Annotated in this window: 19 protein-coding genes and 2 tRNA genes; 9 read left to right on the plus strand and 12 right to left on the minus strand. The window is 69.8% G+C overall.

Features of this window, described 5'->3' with window-relative positions; translation table 11 throughout:
• Positions 1-51: 51 nt before the first annotated feature.
• On the minus strand, positions 52-579 hold the full coding sequence (locus MRBLWH3_RS13250; protein ID WP_363432695.1) for a DUF6993 domain-containing protein: 528 nt from the start codon (positions 577-579) through the stop codon (positions 52-54).
• Between the two features lie 41 nt (positions 580-620).
• A complete protein-coding gene (gene ssb, locus MRBLWH3_RS13255; RefSeq protein WP_363432697.1) occupies positions 621-1,166 on the minus strand; it encodes a single-stranded DNA-binding protein in 546 nt (181 codons plus the stop codon).
• A 228-nt stretch (positions 1,167-1,394) separates the two neighbouring features.
• On the opposite strand from ssb, the gene MRBLWH3_RS13260 reads away from it, so the two are divergent.
• Positions 1,395-1,658: a hypothetical protein gene (locus MRBLWH3_RS13260; RefSeq protein ID WP_363432699.1), complete on the plus strand. Its 264-nt coding sequence runs from the start codon at positions 1,395-1,397 to the stop codon at positions 1,656-1,658.
• Positions 1,659-1,689: 31 nt separating this feature from the next.
• Here the strand turns inward: MRBLWH3_RS13260 and MRBLWH3_RS13265 are convergent, their stop codons facing one another.
• Positions 1,690-3,114: a PLP-dependent aminotransferase family protein gene (locus MRBLWH3_RS13265; protein ID WP_363432701.1), complete on the minus strand. Its 1,425-nt coding sequence runs from the start codon at positions 3,112-3,114 to the stop codon at positions 1,690-1,692.
• A gap of 62 nt (positions 3,115-3,176) precedes the next feature.
• Between MRBLWH3_RS13265 and MRBLWH3_RS13270 the strand changes: the two genes are divergently transcribed.
• On the plus strand, positions 3,177-3,785 hold the full coding sequence (locus tag MRBLWH3_RS13270; RefSeq protein WP_363432703.1) for a YczE/YyaS/YitT family protein: 609 nt from the start codon (positions 3,177-3,179) through the stop codon (positions 3,783-3,785).
• Positions 3,786-3,832: 47 nt separating this feature from the next.
• Here MRBLWH3_RS13270 and MRBLWH3_RS13275 read toward each other — a convergent pair whose 3' ends face one another.
• A complete protein-coding gene (locus MRBLWH3_RS13275) occupies positions 3,833-4,045 on the minus strand; it encodes a methyltransferase (RefSeq protein ID WP_116193189.1) in 213 nt (70 codons plus the stop codon).
• Positions 4,046-4,151: 106 nt separating this feature from the next.
• On the opposite strand from MRBLWH3_RS13275, the gene MRBLWH3_RS13280 reads away from it, so the two are divergent.
• The 6 genes from MRBLWH3_RS13280 (at position 4,152) to MRBLWH3_RS13305 (ending at position 6,237) form a co-directional block, all read left to right on the plus strand.
• A tRNA-Arg gene (locus tag MRBLWH3_RS13280) sits at positions 4,152-4,224 on the plus strand.
• Positions 4,225-4,301: 77 nt separating this feature from the next.
• Positions 4,302-4,928 carry an oligoribonuclease gene (orn, locus tag MRBLWH3_RS13285; protein WP_363432707.1) on the plus strand — a complete coding sequence of 209 codons (627 nt, stop codon included), beginning with the start codon at positions 4,302-4,304 and terminating at the stop codon, positions 4,926-4,928.
• A gap of 37 nt (positions 4,929-4,965) precedes the next feature.
• A tRNA-His gene (locus MRBLWH3_RS13290) sits at positions 4,966-5,041 on the plus strand.
• A gap of 58 nt (positions 5,042-5,099) precedes the next feature.
• Positions 5,100-5,447 carry a metallopeptidase family protein gene (locus MRBLWH3_RS13295; RefSeq protein WP_414685405.1) on the plus strand — a complete coding sequence of 116 codons (348 nt, stop codon included), beginning with the start codon at positions 5,100-5,102 and terminating at the stop codon, positions 5,445-5,447.
• A complete protein-coding gene (clpS, locus tag MRBLWH3_RS13300; RefSeq protein WP_363435507.1) occupies positions 5,447-5,746 on the plus strand; it encodes an ATP-dependent Clp protease adapter ClpS in 300 nt (99 codons plus the stop codon). The genes MRBLWH3_RS13295 and clpS overlap by 1 nt, the downstream gene beginning before the upstream one ends.
• Entirely contained in the window at positions 5,743-6,237 is a 495-nt protein-coding gene (locus tag MRBLWH3_RS13305; RefSeq protein WP_363432712.1) for a DUF2017 family protein, read from the plus strand. Before clpS ends, MRBLWH3_RS13305 begins: the two co-directional genes overlap by 4 nt.
• Positions 6,238-6,249: 12 nt before the next feature.
• Here MRBLWH3_RS13305 and MRBLWH3_RS13310 read toward each other — a convergent pair whose 3' ends face one another.
• The 6 genes from MRBLWH3_RS13310 to gatC form a co-directional block, all read right to left on the minus strand.
• Positions 6,250-6,843 (minus strand): hypothetical protein, encoded by a 594-nt coding sequence (locus MRBLWH3_RS13310; protein WP_414685371.1) that lies wholly within the window; start codon positions 6,841-6,843, stop codon positions 6,250-6,252.
• The gene (locus MRBLWH3_RS13315) at positions 6,818-7,138 is read right to left on the minus strand and encodes a hypothetical protein (RefSeq protein WP_363432715.1); all 321 of its coding nucleotides are present in this window, start codon (positions 7,136-7,138) and stop codon (positions 6,818-6,820) included. Before MRBLWH3_RS13315 ends, MRBLWH3_RS13310 begins: the two co-directional genes overlap by 26 nt.
• Before the next feature lie 80 nt (positions 7,139-7,218).
• Positions 7,219-8,481, minus strand: a complete 1,263-nt coding sequence (locus tag MRBLWH3_RS13320) for a DNA polymerase IV (RefSeq protein WP_363432717.1) — start codon at positions 8,479-8,481, stop codon at positions 7,219-7,221.
• A gap of 105 nt (positions 8,482-8,586) precedes the next feature.
• Positions 8,587-10,110, minus strand: coding sequence for an Asp-tRNA(Asn)/Glu-tRNA(Gln) amidotransferase subunit GatB (gatB, locus tag MRBLWH3_RS13325; protein WP_363432719.1), 1,524 nt, complete (start codon positions 10,108-10,110; stop codon positions 8,587-8,589).
• A complete protein-coding gene (gatA, locus tag MRBLWH3_RS13330) occupies positions 10,110-11,630 on the minus strand; it encodes an Asp-tRNA(Asn)/Glu-tRNA(Gln) amidotransferase subunit GatA (RefSeq protein WP_363432721.1) in 1,521 nt (506 codons plus the stop codon). The genes gatB and gatA overlap by 1 nt, the downstream gene beginning before the upstream one ends.
• A 9-nt stretch (positions 11,631-11,639) precedes the next feature.
• Positions 11,640-11,939: an Asp-tRNA(Asn)/Glu-tRNA(Gln) amidotransferase subunit GatC gene (gatC, locus tag MRBLWH3_RS13335; protein ID WP_116196676.1), complete on the minus strand. Its 300-nt coding sequence runs from the start codon at positions 11,937-11,939 to the stop codon at positions 11,640-11,642.
• Positions 11,940-11,999: 60 nt separating this feature from the next.
• On the opposite strand from gatC, the gene MRBLWH3_RS13340 reads away from it, so the two are divergent.
• Positions 12,000-13,700, plus strand: coding sequence for a long-chain-fatty-acid--CoA ligase (locus MRBLWH3_RS13340; RefSeq protein ID WP_363432724.1), 1,701 nt, complete (start codon positions 12,000-12,002; stop codon positions 13,698-13,700).
• A gap of 4 nt (positions 13,701-13,704) precedes the next feature.
• Here MRBLWH3_RS13340 and MRBLWH3_RS13345 read toward each other — a convergent pair whose 3' ends face one another.
• The gene (locus tag MRBLWH3_RS13345) at positions 13,705-14,013 is read right to left on the minus strand and encodes a YciI family protein (protein WP_363432726.1); all 309 of its coding nucleotides are present in this window, start codon (positions 14,011-14,013) and stop codon (positions 13,705-13,707) included.
• 55 nt (positions 14,014-14,068) lie between these two features.
• Entirely contained in the window at positions 14,069-16,441 is a 2,373-nt protein-coding gene (gene ligA / locus MRBLWH3_RS13350; RefSeq protein ID WP_363432729.1) for an NAD-dependent DNA ligase LigA, read from the minus strand.
• Positions 16,442-16,492 lie beyond the last annotated feature (51 nt).

A 16,492-nucleotide genomic window follows, 5' to 3' on the forward strand; every position in this document is an offset into this window, starting at 1 on the left:
AGCGGCGTGAGCGCGTCCCGCATCCGCCACGGCGCGTCGGGTGGTCCGAGCTCACCAGTCGATCGGGCGGGTCTGCCCCACGAGGCAGTTTCCCTCCGCGAGTACCGGAACCACGACAGTGACGGGATCCCCCGTCGCGGGGCCGACCTGGCCGATGAGGCACTGATCGTTCCAGCGCACCGAGAACTGGATGCTCTCGGCGGGATTGCCCACCGTCGACGTGTCCTGCGTGACCTGCATCGCGGCCTTGTCGAACCCCGCCGCCGTGAGCGCATCGACGTACGCGCGCCCGGTGACGCGGGCATCGGTCGCCCACACGGCAGCGGTGACCGACGAGAACAGCGGGAGGTTGTCCTCTGCCGTGCCGTCAGGCACGAGCGTGGGTGCGGCCGGCGCAGTCGGCGTACCGCTCGGGCTCGGTGCACTTTCCGCGGTCGTGATCGTGGGCGCCGGCGTCGGCTCCGGTCCGTCAGGGCTACAGGCGGTGAGCGCGCCGACGAGCGCGATGACGGCGATCACCCGTGGGGCGCGCATCGAACGGACGTCGGAGCGAGCGCGGGGCGGGAGGTCTCGGGCCACGGGGAGAGTTTAGGCCGCCGGCCCCGCGCATGCTGAACGCCTCAGAACGGCGTCTCCACATCGACACCAGCGGTGTCGGAACCAGATCCGACTGCCACGAGCACGGGCTTCACGACTTCTTCCTCCTCTCCGGACTCGTGCGCTCCGTCGACGCCGGGCGCCGCCCAGACGTCGCCGGCAGGCTCCGTCGACCAGGTCTGCGATCTGTCGGTCGTCGTGGCCCGCGAGTCCTTCTGGAACGTCGTCGTCCCCCAGCGCAGATCGTGCCCGATCGCGTCGACGTCGATCTCGATGGCCGTGCCCCGGCGGGTGCCGTTATCCCATTCGCGCAGTCGCAGGCGACCCGTGAGGATCACGCGATCGCCCTTCTGGAGCGATCGGTAGGCGTGCTCGGCCAGCGTGCGGAACACCGAGACGGTGTACCAGTTCGTTCCGGCATCGGTCCATCCTCCGGCTTCCCGGCTATACCGCCGCTGACCGCTCGCCACCCGGAACGTGACGATCGCGACGCCGGTCGGTGTCTGCTTCAGTTCGGGTGGTGTCGCCACGTTGCCGGTGATCGTGATCGTGTCGCCTGTGTCGCTCATGACTCATCCTTCCTGTCGTCCCGAGGACCGTCCCCGGTACTGCCGGCGCCCCGTGCCCGAGGACGCCGGCAGTGGACTCAGCCTCGCCGCGTTCGGGTCTTCGGCGCGCAGCGGACGAGCGATCTGTGGACAGCGGTCACACCTGAGCCGCTGGGGAGGAAACGCCGGAAGAACCCCGGAGGCGGAATGTCGGAGCCCGGATATATGTTCGAATGACAGGGAGGCAACATGTCAGCTGTCATCGGAGCCCGCACATCGGGCACGCCGCTCCTCGCCCCGCGCACCCGTATGCGTCTCGTCGCCGCGGCGCCCGCCCTCTGGCGGGTGTTGGAGCCGGGTGGGCGCGTGATCGGTCATCTCCAGACGGTCACCCAGGCGGGCGGCATCCGATTCCGTGCGCGACGCTACAACCCAGCGACTCATGCCTTCCGCGATCTCGGCGATTTCTGGAGCGCTGACGATGCGGTCGAAAGCCTGATGTCCGCCCGCTGAGACACGCCTGGCCAGGATCTCCACCGTGGTCTCAGATGACCGCGCCGACCTGCTCCACGGTCGTCGATGGCGCGCCCGCCCGCACCGACGACCAGGCGTCCGCGAGCACTTCCGCGGCGCGCACCATCTCCTCGGGGGGTGCGGTGAAGGGCACCCGGAGGTGTCGTTCATGCCCACCATCGACGGAGAAGCGCGGTCCCGCACTCAGCAGCACACCTCGTGATCGGGATTCGATGACCAGGGCCGAGCTGAGTGGGGCGCCGAGCTCGATCCAGAGGGAGACGCCGCCGTGAGCATCCGGCAGATCCCACGCGGGCAACCGCTCCCGCAGCGCCCGTACGAGCGCGTCGCGTCCCGAGCGCAGCAACTCCGAACGCTGGACGACGATGTCGTCGAACTGCGACAGGAGGCGGGTGGCGATGGCCTGCTCGAACTCGGGGGTGCCGAGGTCGTGCGCAGGTCGCGCCGCCACGAGCCTGCGGATGAGATCCCCGTCGGCGCGCACCCACCCGATCCGCAGCCCACCCCACACCGTCTTGCCCAGGGAACCGATCCGCACCACTGTGCCGGGCTCGGATGCCGCGAAGCCCGGCGCGAAACATCCGCGGTCGATGTCGAGATCCGCGGTCGTCTCGTCGAGGACCAGCACGGACCCCGACCGCTCCCCTGCGGCGAGCATCACCTCGCGCTCCTGGACGCTCATGCTCCGGCCCGTCGGATTCTGGAAGTCGGGCATCAGGTACGCCATCACCGGGAGAGTCCGGGCGAACGCCTGCTCGGCCCGATCGAGATCCCAGCCTTCCTCGGTGGTCACTGGCACTCCCACGAGACGGGCCCCAGCCCGGCGCAGCGCGTCCGCCGCGTGCGGATATGTCGGCGTCTCCACGAGCACGCGGTCTCCTCGCCCGATGAGCAGTGTCGACACGAGGTGGATCGCGCTCTGTGCCCCGGTCGTGACGAGCACCTCGTCCGGATGCGTCGGAACCCCCCGCGCGGTGTACCGCTCGGCGATCGCTTCACGCAGCTCGATCCGACCCAGAACGTCGTATCCCACGCGCGAGACCAGCGCAGATGCGCCGCCGGCGGTCTCGGCCATGATTCCCGCCAGCCCCGGCCAGGCGGGTGGGCTCGCCTGCTGAAGGTCGATCATCCCCTCCCCGGCGTCGGCGCGTCCCGGATCTCGGCGCCCGAGCGGGAGAGTGACGCTGCCCGATCCGCGCAGACTCGCGATGTGCTCGGTCTCGCGCAGGCTCCGGTAGGCGGCGGCGACGGTGCTGCGGCTCACGTGCAGCGCGGCAGCGAACTCTCGCTCGGCCGGCAGCGCCGTGCGCGGCGCGAGCCTGTTGTCGAGACAGAGCAGTCGGATGCCGTCGGCCAGCGCTTCGTACGCCGGCTCGCGCGTGCGCCAGCCGCCAAGGGCCGCGGCGAGGGCGCGCGCGGAAATGCGGGAGTCCATAAGGCCAGCGTACTCATATTGGACTGCAGTCAACGGGCCAATCATGAGATTGGATGGACCTCATGCCACGCCGAATCGTCCAATTGCTCGTCGGTCTCTTCCTCTACGGAGCCGGTTGCGCGCTCACCGTCGAAGCCGGACTGGGCGTCGATCCCTGGACCGTCTTCGCGCAGGGCCTGTCCGTGCGCACGGGCATCGGCATCGGCTGGATCACCAACATCGTGGGATTCTTCGTGCTGCTGCTCTGGATCCCCCTCCGCCAGAAGCCGGGCATCGGCACGATCGCCAACATCCTCCTCGTCGGCACGAGTATGCAGATCGTGCTCGCCGTCGTGCCGCCCGTGTCGGGTTTCGCCGCCCAGCTCGCGACGCTCCTCGGCGGCATCGTCCTGGTGGCGGTCGCGTCAGGGCTCTACATCGGCGCCCACTTCGGCCCGGGCCCGCGCGACGGGCTCATGACCGGCATGAACGCCCGCCTCGGCTGGCCGATCTGGGTGTGCCGGGCCCTCGTCGAGGTCTCGGTGCTGGTCGTGGGCTGGCTGCTCGGTGGCACGGTCGGCATCGGCACAGTGCTCTTCGCCGTCCTGATCGGCCCGCTGGTGCATGTCTCGCTGCCCCTGCTCGACACGCGGCGGACACCGGCGCGCGTCGCCGCCGAGCGATCGGCGTGACGCGTGCCGCCCCGTGACGCGCCCCAAGGCTGGGTGCGCCGCGCGGATCAGTGCTCGCGGAACATGGGCCAGTCGCTGCCTGGCGTCATGTGCGCGTGGAGCGCGCTCTTCGCGATCTCCATCGTCGGGTACGTGCCTGTCGCCTCGCTCGCCCCGGCCATGGTGACCGTATAGCCGTCGTCGTCCTTGCGGATGCTTCCGGCGACGCCGGATGCTCCATAGGCGACCCAGAGAGGGTGGTGCGTCTCCGTGGTGCTCATCGGTGAACTCCTTTCGATGCCTCCGGTGCTGACGCTACGCCGAGAGTCCGTCGTTCGCCAGCGTCCGCGACGGCGTGGTGCGACCCGGTAGTGTGGAAGAACCCTTCCCTCCGTAGCTCAGGGGACAGAGCGAGCGGTTTCTACCCGCCAGGTCGGGGGTTCGAATCCTCCCGGAGGGGCGAACGGGGCCGGCGTGGGAGTCGGCACCCTGGTCCAGGCCCGTGGGATGTCTGGACTTCCGATAAGGATGGAGCACATGGTGGGTGCATCCGAGAACGACCGCCTGGTGTGGATCGACTGCGAGATGACCGGGCTCGACCTCGGCGTGGACGAGCTGGTGGAGATCGCCGTGGTCATCACCGACTTCGAGCTGCGCACACTCGGCCCGGGCTTCTCCGTCGTGATCAAGCCGGACGACTCGGCGCTTGCGAATATGAACGAGTTCGTCACGAACATGCATCGCACTTCCGGGCTGCTCGACGAGATTCCGCAGGGCGTGAGCCTGGCGGACGCCGAGTTCCAGGTGCTCGAGTACATCCAGCGATTCGTCCCGCTCGAGGGCAAGGCTCCCCTCGCCGGGAACACCATCGGCACCGACCGTATGTTCCTCGCGAAGTACATGCCGCGCGTGGACCGGTGGCTGCACTACCGCAACGTCGACGTATCGAGCATCAAGGAGCTCTCGCGCCGCTGGTACCCCCGTGCGTACATCCACGCACCCGCGAAAGACGGCGGTCACCGCGCCCTCGCCGACATCCTCGAGTCGATTCGCGAACTCGCGTACTACCGCCAGGCGGTGTTCGTTCCGGAGCCGGGGCCGACGAGCGACGGCGCGCGCGCAGCCGCTGCTGCCGTCGTGTCGTCGTTTGCTCCGGAGGTGTGAGAGAATCGTCTGGTTGCCCGCGCGAGCGGGAGACATGGTGGGTATAGCTCAGTTGGTAGAGCACCTGGTTGTGGTCCAGGGGGTCGCGGGTTCAAGTCCCGTTACTCACCCCAGATCAATCGAATGGGGCGCGTCTCACGCGTCCCATTCGTGTAGAAGCGGGGCATCATGATGGAGATGGATGCCGCGACCTTCGAGACGCTCGTGATCGACGAGCTGGATGCCCTCCCCGACGACATGGTCGAGGGCCTCGACAACGTCGTGTTCGTCGTCGAGGACCGGCCCGAGGACGGCAGCCTCGACCTGCTGGGGCTGTACGACGGCTGGGCATTGACCGAGCGGGAGCGCTACGGGATCGGCGAGCTGCCGGACCGCATCATCGTGTACCGCGAACCGCACCTGGCGGTGTGCGACGACGAGGGCGACCTGCGCGACGAAGTGCACACGACGCTGGTGCACGAGATCGCGCACTTCTACGGAATCGACGACGATCGCCTGCACGAGCTGGGGTGGGCATGATGGCGGCGCTCGCCACACCCTCCGTCGACGAGGACGTCGAGGTCTCCGACCGCGTCGATCCCGCGCGCCCCTGGCAGACGGTCGTCTGGGACGATCCCGTCAACCTCATGAGCTACGTCACCCACGTCTTCCGCGAGTACTTCGGCCTGGCGCGCGCCGACGCGGAACGGCTGATGCTTGCCGTGCACAACGAGGGGCACGCGGTCGTCTCGCAGGGCCCCCGGGAGCAGATGGAGATGCACGCCCAGGCTATGCACGATTACGGCCTGTGGGCGACAGTGAGGCAGGAGCCCCGATGACGGGCGGGATCGTCGTGATCGAGGTCGCCCGCCTCGAGGCCGCCCATCTGGCAGGGCTCGTCGGCCAATTCGCCGAGCTGCTGCGCGAGTCCGCACCCGACGACGATGACCCGGCGATCGCCCGGCTGGTGCCGTCCGCGTACGCGGACGATGAGGAGGCGGCACGGGAGTTCCGGGCGTTGACACGGGCCGATCTGCTGGGTCGGCGGGAGTCCGACGCGGGCCTCGTGCTGGTCTCCCTCCAGGACGCGGCTCAGATCCCCGAGGACCCCGACGACCCGGATCTGCGGGAACAGGTCGAGATCAGGCTGGACCCCGAAACGACGCAGGCGTGGCTGCGCACGCTCGCGGCCGTCCGTCTGGTGCTTGCGACGCGGCTGGGCGTCGACGAAGAGGACGACCACGACCACGACGACCCGCGCTTCGGTGTCTACGACTGGATCGGGTACCGGCTCGACGGCCTCGTGGCCGCCCTCGACCGCGAGGAATGATCCGCGGTCACGTCAGGGCACAGGGATCACAAGGTTCGCGAGGCGGATCGGATCGTCGCGGGTGACGTGCCGGTGCTCCTGGCGCGCCCATCGGTCCCAGTGCGGACGGTACGTCTCGCCATCGCGGGCCAGCGCGCGCTGCTTGCGCGACGCCGCCGGCGACTCGAGCCAGACGCGTACGTCGGCAAGGCGAGCGGTTGCGGGCGTGAGGATTCCGGCGCCCTCGACGATGAGCGGCAGGGCCGGGTCGACGGCGTGCGCCTCGGCGGGTTCTCCGAGCGTCCAGTCCCACCGCTGCCACACCCCCACGAGCCCCTTGGCGTGCGGGGTCAGGATCAGATCCTTCGCGAACTCGACGCCGTCGTCCAAACCGTCCCAGCCCGGGTAGATCGAATCGAGCGCCACCAGCTGCACGCGGCCGCGCATCGGCCATCGTGCGACGAGATTGCGCGCCAGCGTCGTCTTGCCGGCACCGCTTCGTCCGTCGATGAGGACGACCGGATTGGATGCCGCGACCTGCGCGATCGCCGCGATGATCTGGTCGACCGCGATCCCGAGCGAGTTGCCGACGGCGTCCGGGCTACTTCTTGAGGGTGCGAATGACACGGCTGAGCGCGCGACCGGCGAAGAAGACGAACGGAATCGCGACCGTCAGGAGCGCGATGATGTTCGGCTCGAACCGCAGGCCGTCGCCCTGCCGGATGTATGCGCCGACCGGGATGGCCCAGCCGCCTCCGCCACCACCGCCGTTGCCGGCCTCGTCCGATCCCCCTCCGAAACCGGACCACGTCAGCGCGACGGGGATCATGCGGACGCCGTCGACGTCCTGCTGCTCGCCGTATGCGCTCTTCACGCCGAAGGACGCGGACTGCTTGCCGAGTTCGAGTGCGATGTTGGGCATGCGTCCAACGTACCCGCCGCCGCGCCCCTGTGACAGCGCGCCGATGAAGACCAGGGGTGTGACCGCCCCGGTGCCGTGCCTCAGCCCTGGTCGAGTGGCGGCGGCGGCGGGCTCGACGGGAGAGTTCCGCCGCCGCGTGTGCCGAGCAGGGTCGCGCGGGTGACCGCCCCGCGCCCGAATCTCGCCGTCGCGCCGTCCAACGCATCCTCGATGCGTCGCCATCCTTCGTCGTCGTCCCACAGCGCCGGTGTCGCCGCCGCTGCCGGGCGCAGCTTCTCCGCCCGCACGCCGATGAGCCGAACGGGCAGCGTTCGATCCACCGAGGCGAACAGGTCATGAGCAGCGTCGCCGATCCGCTGCCCGACCGCGGTGGGCTCGGGAAGCGTCTGCGATCGGGAGATCGTCGTGAAGTCCGCGTAGCGCACCTTGATCGCGACGGTCGACGCCTCCCATCCGCTGCTGCGCAGCCGCGCGCCCACCCGATCTGCCAGGCGGCGCAACTCCGAGCGCAGGATCGCCATGTCGCGGATGTCCTCATGGAAGGTCTCTTCGTGCCCCACGCTCCTCTCGACCCGGCTCGTGTCGACCTCGCGTGCGTCGATCCCTCGCGCGAGGTGCCAGATCCTGCCCCCCATCGCGACACCCAGAGCGCGCTCGAGCAGGTCGCGGGGCGTGTCGATCACGTCGGCGATGGTGCGGATGCCGCGTGCCTCGAGCGCCTCTGATGTCTTCGGTCCGACGCCCCACAGGGCGCGCACCGATCGCGGGGCGAGGAACGCGGCGGTGTCCGCCTCCGCGACGATCAGAAGACCGTCGGGCTTGCTCAAGGTGGAGGCCATCTTCGCGACGTGCTTCGTCGCGGCGACGCCGATGCTGCAGGTGAGGCCGGTCTCCTCGAGGACGCGGTGGCGCAGCATCCGTGCGATCCGTCCGGGACTGCCCCAGAGCCGGCGCGCTCCGCTGACGTCGAGGAACGCCTCGTCGATCGACAGCGGTTCGACGAGCGGCGTCACGTCGCGGAAGATGCGCATGACCTGCGACGACATCTCGAGATACCGTTCGAAGTGCGGGCGGACGACGATCGCGTGCGGGCACAGTCGCAATGCCTGGGCGACCGGCATCGCGGATCGCACGCCGAAGCGCCGAGCCTCGTACGACGCGCTCGAGACGACCGAGCGGCTCTCGGGCGCGCCGACGATGATCGCCTTGCCGCGCAGCGAGGGATCGTCGAGCTGTTCGACCGACGCATAGAACGCGTCCATGTCGACGTGCAGGATGCCGGCGCCGGTGTCGTCGGCATCCTCCGGGGAGACGACCCTGCCGGTTCCGTCACCGCGCCCCATGCGTCGATCCTCCCAGCAACCGCGGACATCGTCACCTGAGGGCGGACCCCGTCCGGGATCCGCCCTCAGGTCGAGCTCGAACGCCCGCGGCGTTCGAGGATCGGCTTATGCGCCGGTCGAGCCGGCGCGCTCGAGCACGAGCTCGCGCACGCGTGCGGCATCCGCCTGGCCCTTCATCGCCTTCATGACCGCGCCGATGACGGCACCGGCGGCCTGCACCTTGCCGTCGCGGATCTTCTCGAGCACGCCGGGCTGAGCGGCCAGCGCCTCGTCGATCGCTGCGATGAGCGCACCGTCGTCCGAGACGACGGCGAGCCCACGGGCGTCGACGATCTCCTGAGGCGTGCCCTCACCGGCGATCATGCCCTCGAGAACCTGGCGCGCGAGCTTGTCGGTCAGGGTCCCGGCGTCGACGAGCGCCTGCAGCGCGGCCACGTCCGCGGGGGTCGCCAGCTCGGCCGGTTCGCGACCCTCGGCGTTCGCGATGCGCAGGAGCTCGCCCGTCCACCACTTGCGCGCCGAGGCGGGAGATGTACCCGCAGCGATCGTGGCTTCCACCTCGGCGAGCAGTCCTGCGTTCACGACGCCCTGGAAGTCGATGTCGGCGAAGCCCCAGTCGGCTTTGAGGCGACGCCGGCGAGCCGCAGGCGGCTCAGGCAGCGCGGCTCGGAGCTGCTCGATCAACTCGAGCGACGGCGCGACCGGCAGCAGGTCGGGCTCCGGGAAGTAGCGGTAGTCGTCGGCGTCCGACTTGGGTCGACCAGGCGACGTGGTGCCGGTGTCCTCGTGCCAGTGACGCGTCTCCTGCGTGATCGTCCCGCCGGCGGCGAGGATCGCCGCCTGGCGCTGGATCTCGTACCGCACCGCACGCTCGACCGAGCGCATCGAGTTGACGTTCTTCGTCTCGGTGCGCGTGCCGAGCTTCTCCTGGCCGCGCGGGCGCAGCGACACATTGGCGTCGCAGCGGAGGTTGCCGCGCTCCATGCGCGCCTCCGAGATGCCGAGCGCGATCACGATGTCGCGGATCGTCGCGACGTACGCCTTCGCGATCTCCGGCGCGCGGTGCTCGGCGCCGAAGATCGGCTTCGTGACGATCTCGACGAGCGGGACACCGGCACGGTTGTAGTCGACCAGCGAGTACTCCGCGCCCTGGATGCGTCCGGTCGAGCCGCCGACGTGGGTGAGCTTGCCGGCATCCTCCTCCATGTGCGCGCGTTCGATCGGCACGGTGACGATCTTCCCGTCGGCGAGCTCGATGTCGACCGACCCCTCGAACGCGATCGGCTCGTCGTACTGCGAGATCTGGTAGTTCTTGCCGAGGTCGGGGTAGAAGTAGTTCTTGCGCGCGAACCGGCTCGACGGCGCGATCGAGCAGCCGAGCGCGAGGCCCAGGCTGATCGAGTAGCGGACCGCGGTCTCGTTGACGACGGGCAACGCGCCCGGCAGGCCCATGTCGACCGGCGCGACGAGCGTGTTCGCTTCGGCGCCGTGGTTCGCGGAGTTCGCGGGGTTCGCCGCCGCCGAGAACATCTTGGTCTCGGTGTTCAGCTCGACGTGCACCTCGAAGCCGAGCACCGGCTCGTAGAGCTCGAGCGCCTTGTCGAAGTCCATCAGCTTGTCCTTCGCCATCAGCGGGCACCTCCGTTCGCGCCGAGGGCCGGCGCCCTGTCGAGGAGCGGACCGCCCCACGAGTCGACGAGCAGGGACTCCAGCGCCGCACCGACGCGGTACAGACGCGCGTCCTCGTGCGCGGGGGCGAGGAACTGGATCCCGACAGGCAGGCCGTCCTCCGACGCGAGACCCGACGGGATCGAGATCCCCGGCACGCCCGCGAGGTTCGCCGGGATCGTCGTCACGTCGTTGAGGTACATCTGCAGCGGGTCGTCGATCTTCTCGCCGAGCTTGAACGCGGTGGTCGGTGCCGACGGTGTCGCGATGACATCCACCTGCGAGAATGCGTCCGCGAAATCGCGCTGGATCAGCGTGCGCACCTTCTGGGCCGAGCCGTAATAGGCGTCGTAATAGCCCGCCGACAGGGCGTACGTGCCGAGGATGATGCGGCGCTTCACCTCGTCGCCGAAGCCGGCATCGCGGGTCTTGGCCATGACATCCTCCACGGTGCCGCCCGGGACGTCGACGCGCAGGCCGAAGCGCACAGAGTCGAACTTCGCCAGATTGCTGGATGCCTCGGCCGGAAGGATCAGATAGTACGCGGCGACGCCGTACTCGAAGTGCGGTGCACTGATCTCGACGATCTCGGCGCCCTGTGCCTCCATCGCGGCCAGGGCCGCGCGGAACGACTCCGACACACCGGCCTGGAAGCCGCTGTCGGGGAGTTCGCGGATGACGCCGACCTTGAGGCCCCTGAGCACCTCGCCGTTCGCACCCTCGCGTGCGGCGGCGGCGAACGACGGCCACTCGTGAGCGAGCGACGTGGAGTCGTGCGGGTCGTGCCCGCCGATCACGTCGTGAAGGAGTCCCGCGTCGAGCACCGTGCGAGTCACGGGGCCGACCTGATCGAGGCTCGATGCCAGTGCGATCGCGCCGTAGCGGCTGACGCCGCCGTAGGTCGGCTTGATGCCCACCGTTCCCGTGACGTGCGCGGGCTGGCGGATCGAGCCACCCGTGTCGGAGCCGAGCGCCAGGGGAGCTTCGAATGCGGCGACAGCAGCCGCGGAACCACCGCCGGAGCCGCCCGGAATCCGCGTGAGGTCCCACGGGTTGCGGGTGGGCCCGTACGCCGAGTGCTCGGTCGACGAGCCCATCGCGAACTCGTCCATGTTCGTCTTGCCGAGCGGCACCAGACCCGCGGCGCGCGAGCGCGCGACGACGGTCGCGTCGTACGGCGACATGTAGCCCTCGAGGATCTTCGAGCCGCTGGTCGACGGCATGTCCGTCGTCACCAGCACGTCCTTGATCGCCAGAGGCACCCCCGCGAGGGGACTGAGGTCTTCTCCGGCCGCGCGCCGGCGGTCGATGGCGGCCGCCACGTCGAGCGCGTGCTGGCTGACGTGGAGGAAGGCGTGCACGTCGGCATCCACCGCGGCGATGCGGTCGAGGTGGGCCTGCGTGGCCTCCACGCTCGACACCTCGCCGACGGAGAGCTTGTCTGCGAGCGCGGCGGCGCTCAGCTTCGTGAGATCGGTCACGTCGGGTCCTTACTGCTCTTCGCCGAGGATCGCGGTCACGCGGAACCGACCGTCGGCGGAATCCGGGGCGTTCTGCAGCACCTGAGCGGGCGTGAGCAGATCGCCGGGGACGTCCGAACGGAATACGTTCTCGAGGGCGATCGGGTGGCTGGTGGCGGGGACGTCGGGCGTGGCGACCTCAGAGACCTTGGCGATGTTGTCGACGATCGCGTCGAGCTGGCCGGTGAGGCGCTCGACCTCGCCGTCGCTCAGCTGGATCCGGGCGAGCACACCGAGATGGCGCACGAGATCGGGGGTGATTTCAGACACCAGACAAGACTACCGGGGCCGCACCACTGGCCCGTGGCCTGCCCGGCGTAGGCTGTGGCCGTGACGACCTACGACCCGCCGCGCCCCTGGATCGCCAGCTACGCCGAGGGCGTCCCGGAGGACCTCGCCCCGGTGACCGGTTCCCTCGTCGACATCGTCGCTGCGTCGGCTCGCGATTACCCGGATGCCGCGGCCCTGCAGTTCTTCGGACGCGAGACGTCGTACCGCTCGCTCCACGAGCAGATCGAGCGCGCGGCGGCAGGACTGCGCGATCTCGGCGTGAGGGCGGGCGACCCCGTCGCCCTCGTGCTGCCGAACTGCCCGCAACACATCGTCGCGTTCTACGCGATCCTGCGCCTCGGTGCCGTCGTGGTCGAGCACAACCCGCTGTACACCCCCCGTGAGCTGCGCAAGCAGTTCGAAGACCACGGCGCGAAGCATGCGATCGTGTGGACGAAGGTCGTCGCGACCGTGCAGGACTTCCCGGCCGACCTCGCGGTGACGAACCTCATCTCGGTCGACGTCATCACGGCGATGCCGTTCGGCACCCGCCTCGCCCTCAGGCTCCCCATCGCGAAGGCCCGCGAGGCGCGCGAGGCGCTCTCCGAACGAGTTTCCGGCACGGTGCCGTGGGAGCAGGTCGTGGGATCGTCGCCGCTGCCGGCATCCCACCCGAGCCCGGCCACCGACGATCTCGCGCTCATCCAATACACGAGCGGCACGACCGGCACCCCGAAGGGCGCCTCGCTCACGCACCGCAACCTGCTCTCGAACGCAGCGCAGGCGCGGGCGTGGGTGCCTTCTATCGTGCGCGGAGACGGCTGCGTCGTCTACGCGGTGCTCCCGATGTTCCACGCCTACGGACTCACCCTCTGCCTCACGTTCGCGATGTCGATGGGCGCGCGGCTGGTGCTCTTCCCGCGCTTCGACCCCGACATGGTGCTGGACGTGACGAAGAAGCACCCCGCGACGTTCCTGCCGCTGGTCCCGCCGATCGCCGACCGCCTTCTCAAGGCGGCGCGCGAGAAGGGCGTATCGCTCGTCGGCACCGAGGTCGCGATCTCAGGCGCCATGGCGCTGCCGCACGAGCTCGTGGTGCCCTTCGAGGCGGCATCCGGCGGGTTCCTCGTCGAGGGCTACGGGCTCAGCGAGTGCTCCCCTGTGCTGATGGCCAACCCGGTCGCAGGGAACCGCGTACCGGGCACCGTCGGCCTGCCCCTGCCCGGCACGGAGTGCCGGGTCGTCGATCCCGACGACCCCACGCAGGACGTCCCGGCCGGCGAGCGCGGCGAACTCGTCGTGCGCGGACCGCAGGTCTTCGGCGGCTACTACGGCAAGCCCGAAGAGACCGAGGCGGTCTTCAGCGAGGGATGGTTCCGCACCGGCGACATCGTCACGATCGACGACGCCGGGTTCGTGCGCATCGTCGACCGCATCAAGGAGCTCATCATCACGGGCGGATTCAACGTCGCGCCGACCGAGGTCGAGAACGCGCTCCGCCAGCACCCGCAGGTCGAGGACGCGGCCGTCGTCGGGCTCCCGAGCGCGCACTCCGGCGAAGAGGTCGTGGCGGCGATCGTCGTCGCACCCGGCCAGGAGGTCGACATCGAGGCCGTCCGGGATTCCGCCCGCGGCATCCTCACGCCGTACAAGGTGCCCCGCCGCATCTACGTCGTCGACGAGCTCCCGAAGTCCCTCATCGGCAAGGTGCTGCGCCGCCAGGTGCGGGACCGCCTGCTCGCGCTCAACACCGGCGCCTGACCGCTCAGTCCTCGAGCCCGTCCCGGGCGACCGCGATCCGATAGGGGTGCAGCGACGCGACGAAGACGCCGGCCGCAACGGCGGGATCGGCGCGCATGATCGCGCGAGCCGCCGCCTCGTCGTCGGCGTCGAAGATCGTGATACCGAACGTGCCTTCGGCCTCTTGGGTGCGGCCGGCGAGGACGAGAGTGCCGCGATCTCGCAGATCGACCAAGTAGTCGAAGTGCGCGCCGACGATGCGCTGCTCGTCCGGCGTCGCGTCGGCGACCATCCCGGGCCGCGAGGGGACGATGCGATAGAGCCATTGCGCCATGCGATCATCATCCCAGCCGACGCGCGCCGACGCATCGTTCGACGACGACGAAGAATCAGCCCGCGTCCCGGACGAGGGCGTCGAGTTCCTCGGGTCCTTGGGTGACCAGGATGTGGAACTGCGCCGCGTCGAGGATGCGGATGCCGAGCTCCTCCGCCTTCGCAAGCTTCGAACCGGCACCCGGCCCCGCCGCGACGAAGTCGGTCTTCTTCGACACGCTCGACGCCGCCTTGCCGCCGGCCTTGAGGATCGCCTCCTGCGCTCCCTCGCGGCTGTAGCCCTCGAGAGAGCCGGTCGCGACGACGGTGAGTCCGTCCAGCACACCCCCCGCAGTGACCGCTGCGCCGGGGCCGGGGTGTCCTGGGGTGGCGAGCTGAGCGCCTGCCGCGGCCCAGCGGTCGACGATGTCGCGATGCCAGTCCCCTTCGAACCATTCACGGAGCGAGTCGGCGATGATGCCACCGACTCCCTCGACCGCGGCGAGTTCGTCGCGGGATGCATCGCGGATCGCCTCGACCGAACCGAACCACTGCGCCAGGGCGCGAGCGGCCACCGGTCCGACGTGACGGATGTTGAGAGCCACCAGGAAGCGCCACAGCTCCTTGGTCTTCGCGCGCTCCAACTGATCGATCAGCGTCAGCGCCTGTGCGGACGGCTGCGGCTCGGTGATCCCCGCCTTCTTCTCGGCCGGCGTCGGATTGCGCCGGAACGGCGCCCGCCGCACCATCTCGCCGGACTTCTCGTCGATTCGGGGCTCGCCCGTCTCGGCGTCGCGCACGATCACTTCGATCGGCACGAGCTGGTCGACGGTGAGCTCGAAGAGCGTCGCCTCGGTCTCGAGCGGAGGGACCTCCGGCACGGAGGGCTGCGTCAGCGCGGCCGCGGTGACCTCGCCCAGCGCCTCGATGTCGAGGGCACCCCGCGAGCCGATGTGCTCCACGCGTCCGCGCACCTGGGCGGGGCACGCCCGCGTGTTCGGGCAGCGCAGGTCGATGTCGCCTTCCTTCGCCGGCGCGAGCGGGAACCCGCACTCCGGGCAGTCGGCCGGCATGACGAACTCGCGTTCTGTGCCGTCTCGGAGCTCGACCACGGGGCCGAGGATCTCGGGGATCACGTCGCCCGCCTTGCGGAGCACGACCGTGTCGCCGATCAGCACCCCCTTCGCCCGCACGACGTCCTGGTTGTGCAGGGTCGCCTGACGCACCACCGATCCGGCGACACGCGCAGGAGCCATGACGGCGAACGGAGTCGCACGCCCGGTCCGCCCGACCGACACGACGATGTCGAGCAGCTTGGTGTTGACCTGCTCGGGCGGGTACTTGTACGCGATCGCCCACCGCGGCGCGCGGCTGGTCGCGCCGAGCTCATCGTGCAGCGCGAGCTCGTCGACCTTGACGACGACGCCGTCGATCTCGTGCTCGACGTCGTGGCGGTGCTCGCCGTAGTGGGCGACGAAGTCGAGCACACCGTCGATCTCGTCGGCCGTCCGGAAGTAGGGGCTCGTCGGAAGGCCCCACTCGGCGAGCAAGCCGTAGGTCTCGCTCTGCGAATCCACCGGCGGATTGCTCCACGCGCCGATTCCGTGGACGAACAGTCGGAGGGAGTCGAGCCGCGCCTGCCCTGCCTCGCGCTCGAGGCCGTCCTTCTTGTCGAGCTGTTGGCGCAGGCCCCCCGAGGCCGCGTTCCGCGGGTTGGCGAAGGACGGGAACCGCCTCTCGGCGCTCACGCGGGCCTTGGCCTCGTCGAACGCCCGAGTGCGGGCCCGCGTCTCTTCGACCGCACGGTCACGCATGTCGGCCTGCAGTGCGTTGAGCGCCTCGAACGCCGCGACCGGGATGAACACCTCGCCCCGAACCTCGACGAGGTCGGGATGCCCGCTGCCTTCGAGCCGCTGCGGGATGCCCGCGACACGGACGGCATTGACGGTCACGTCCTCGCCGGTGCGACCGTCTCCGCGCGTCGCCGCCGAAGTCAGCACGCCGCGTTCGTAACGGAGGCTGATGGCGAGCCCGTCGATCTTGAGCTCGGTGAGCCATCGCACTCTGCGGCCGGCCGCCGACTCGGTCTTGACACACCAATCCCGCAGCTCGTCGAGGCTGAAGACGTTGTCGAGGCTCAGCATCCGCTCGGCATGCTCGACCGGCGCGAACATCGAGCTCTCCGCGGCGCCGACGGTCTGGGTGGGCGAGTCCTGGCCCTGCAGTTCGGGGTGCAGGCGCTCGAGCTCTTCCAGCCGATGCATCCACCCGTCGTAGGTTGCGTCGTCGACGAGCTCGGCGTTGCGACCGTAATAGGCGTCGCGGGCGTGGAGGATGCGGTCCGTCAGTTCCTGCGCTTCGGTGCGCGAGGCCTCCGGACCGGGGTCGGAGGGAAGAGGTGCCGCCGCGTCGAGCGGCGCGGAGGCTGGCGTACCGAGGTCATCCGTCACCGCACCAGTCTAGGAGCGGGGTCCGACACCGCCGCGGCGGCCGACCGCCGC

The sequence above is a fragment of the Microbacterium sp. LWH3-1.2 genome, from assembly GCF_040675855.1.
Lineage (GTDB): Bacteria > Actinomycetota > Actinomycetes > Actinomycetales > Microbacteriaceae > Microbacterium.

What these genes read in the sequence shown, in the direction of transcription:
- MRBLWH3_RS13260 (WP_363432699.1), top strand. Translation starts at nt 1,395, where the DNA reads ATGTCAGCTGTCATCGGAGCCCGCACATCGGGCACGCCGCTCCTCGCC.
- orn (WP_363432707.1), top strand. Translation starts at nt 4,302, where the DNA reads ATGGTGGGTGCATCCGAGAACGACCGCCTGGTGTGGATCGACTGCGAG.
- MRBLWH3_RS13275 (WP_116193189.1), bottom strand. Translation starts at nt 4,045, where the DNA reads ATGAGCACCACGGAGACGCACCACCCTCTCTGGGTCGCCTATGGAGCA.
- MRBLWH3_RS13315 (WP_363432715.1), bottom strand. Translation starts at nt 7,138, where the DNA reads ATGCCCAACATCGCACTCGAACTCGGCAAGCAGTCCGCGTCCTTCGGC.
- MRBLWH3_RS13295 (WP_414685405.1), top strand. Translation starts at nt 5,100, where the DNA reads ATGGAGATGGATGCCGCGACCTTCGAGACGCTCGTGATCGACGAGCTG.
- ssb (WP_363432697.1), bottom strand. Translation starts at nt 1,166, where the DNA reads ATGAGCGACACAGGCGACACGATCACGATCACCGGCAACGTGGCGACA.
- MRBLWH3_RS13265 (WP_363432701.1), bottom strand. Translation starts at nt 3,114, where the DNA reads ATGGACTCCCGCATTTCCGCGCGCGCCCTCGCCGCGGCCCTTGGCGGC.
- MRBLWH3_RS13270 (WP_363432703.1), top strand. Translation starts at nt 3,177, where the DNA reads ATGCCACGCCGAATCGTCCAATTGCTCGTCGGTCTCTTCCTCTACGGA.
- MRBLWH3_RS13345 (WP_363432726.1), bottom strand. Translation starts at nt 14,013, where the DNA reads ATGGCGCAATGGCTCTATCGCATCGTCCCCTCGCGGCCCGGGATGGTC.
- MRBLWH3_RS13320 (WP_363432717.1), bottom strand. Translation starts at nt 8,481, where the DNA reads ATGGGGCGCGGTGACGGAACCGGCAGGGTCGTCTCCCCGGAGGATGCC.
- gatB (WP_363432719.1), bottom strand. Translation starts at nt 10,110, where the DNA reads ATGGCGAAGGACAAGCTGATGGACTTCGACAAGGCGCTCGAGCTCTAC.
- clpS (WP_363435507.1), top strand. Translation starts at nt 5,447, where the DNA reads ATGGCGGCGCTCGCCACACCCTCCGTCGACGAGGACGTCGAGGTCTCC.
- MRBLWH3_RS13305 (WP_363432712.1), top strand. Translation starts at nt 5,743, where the DNA reads ATGACGGGCGGGATCGTCGTGATCGAGGTCGCCCGCCTCGAGGCCGCC.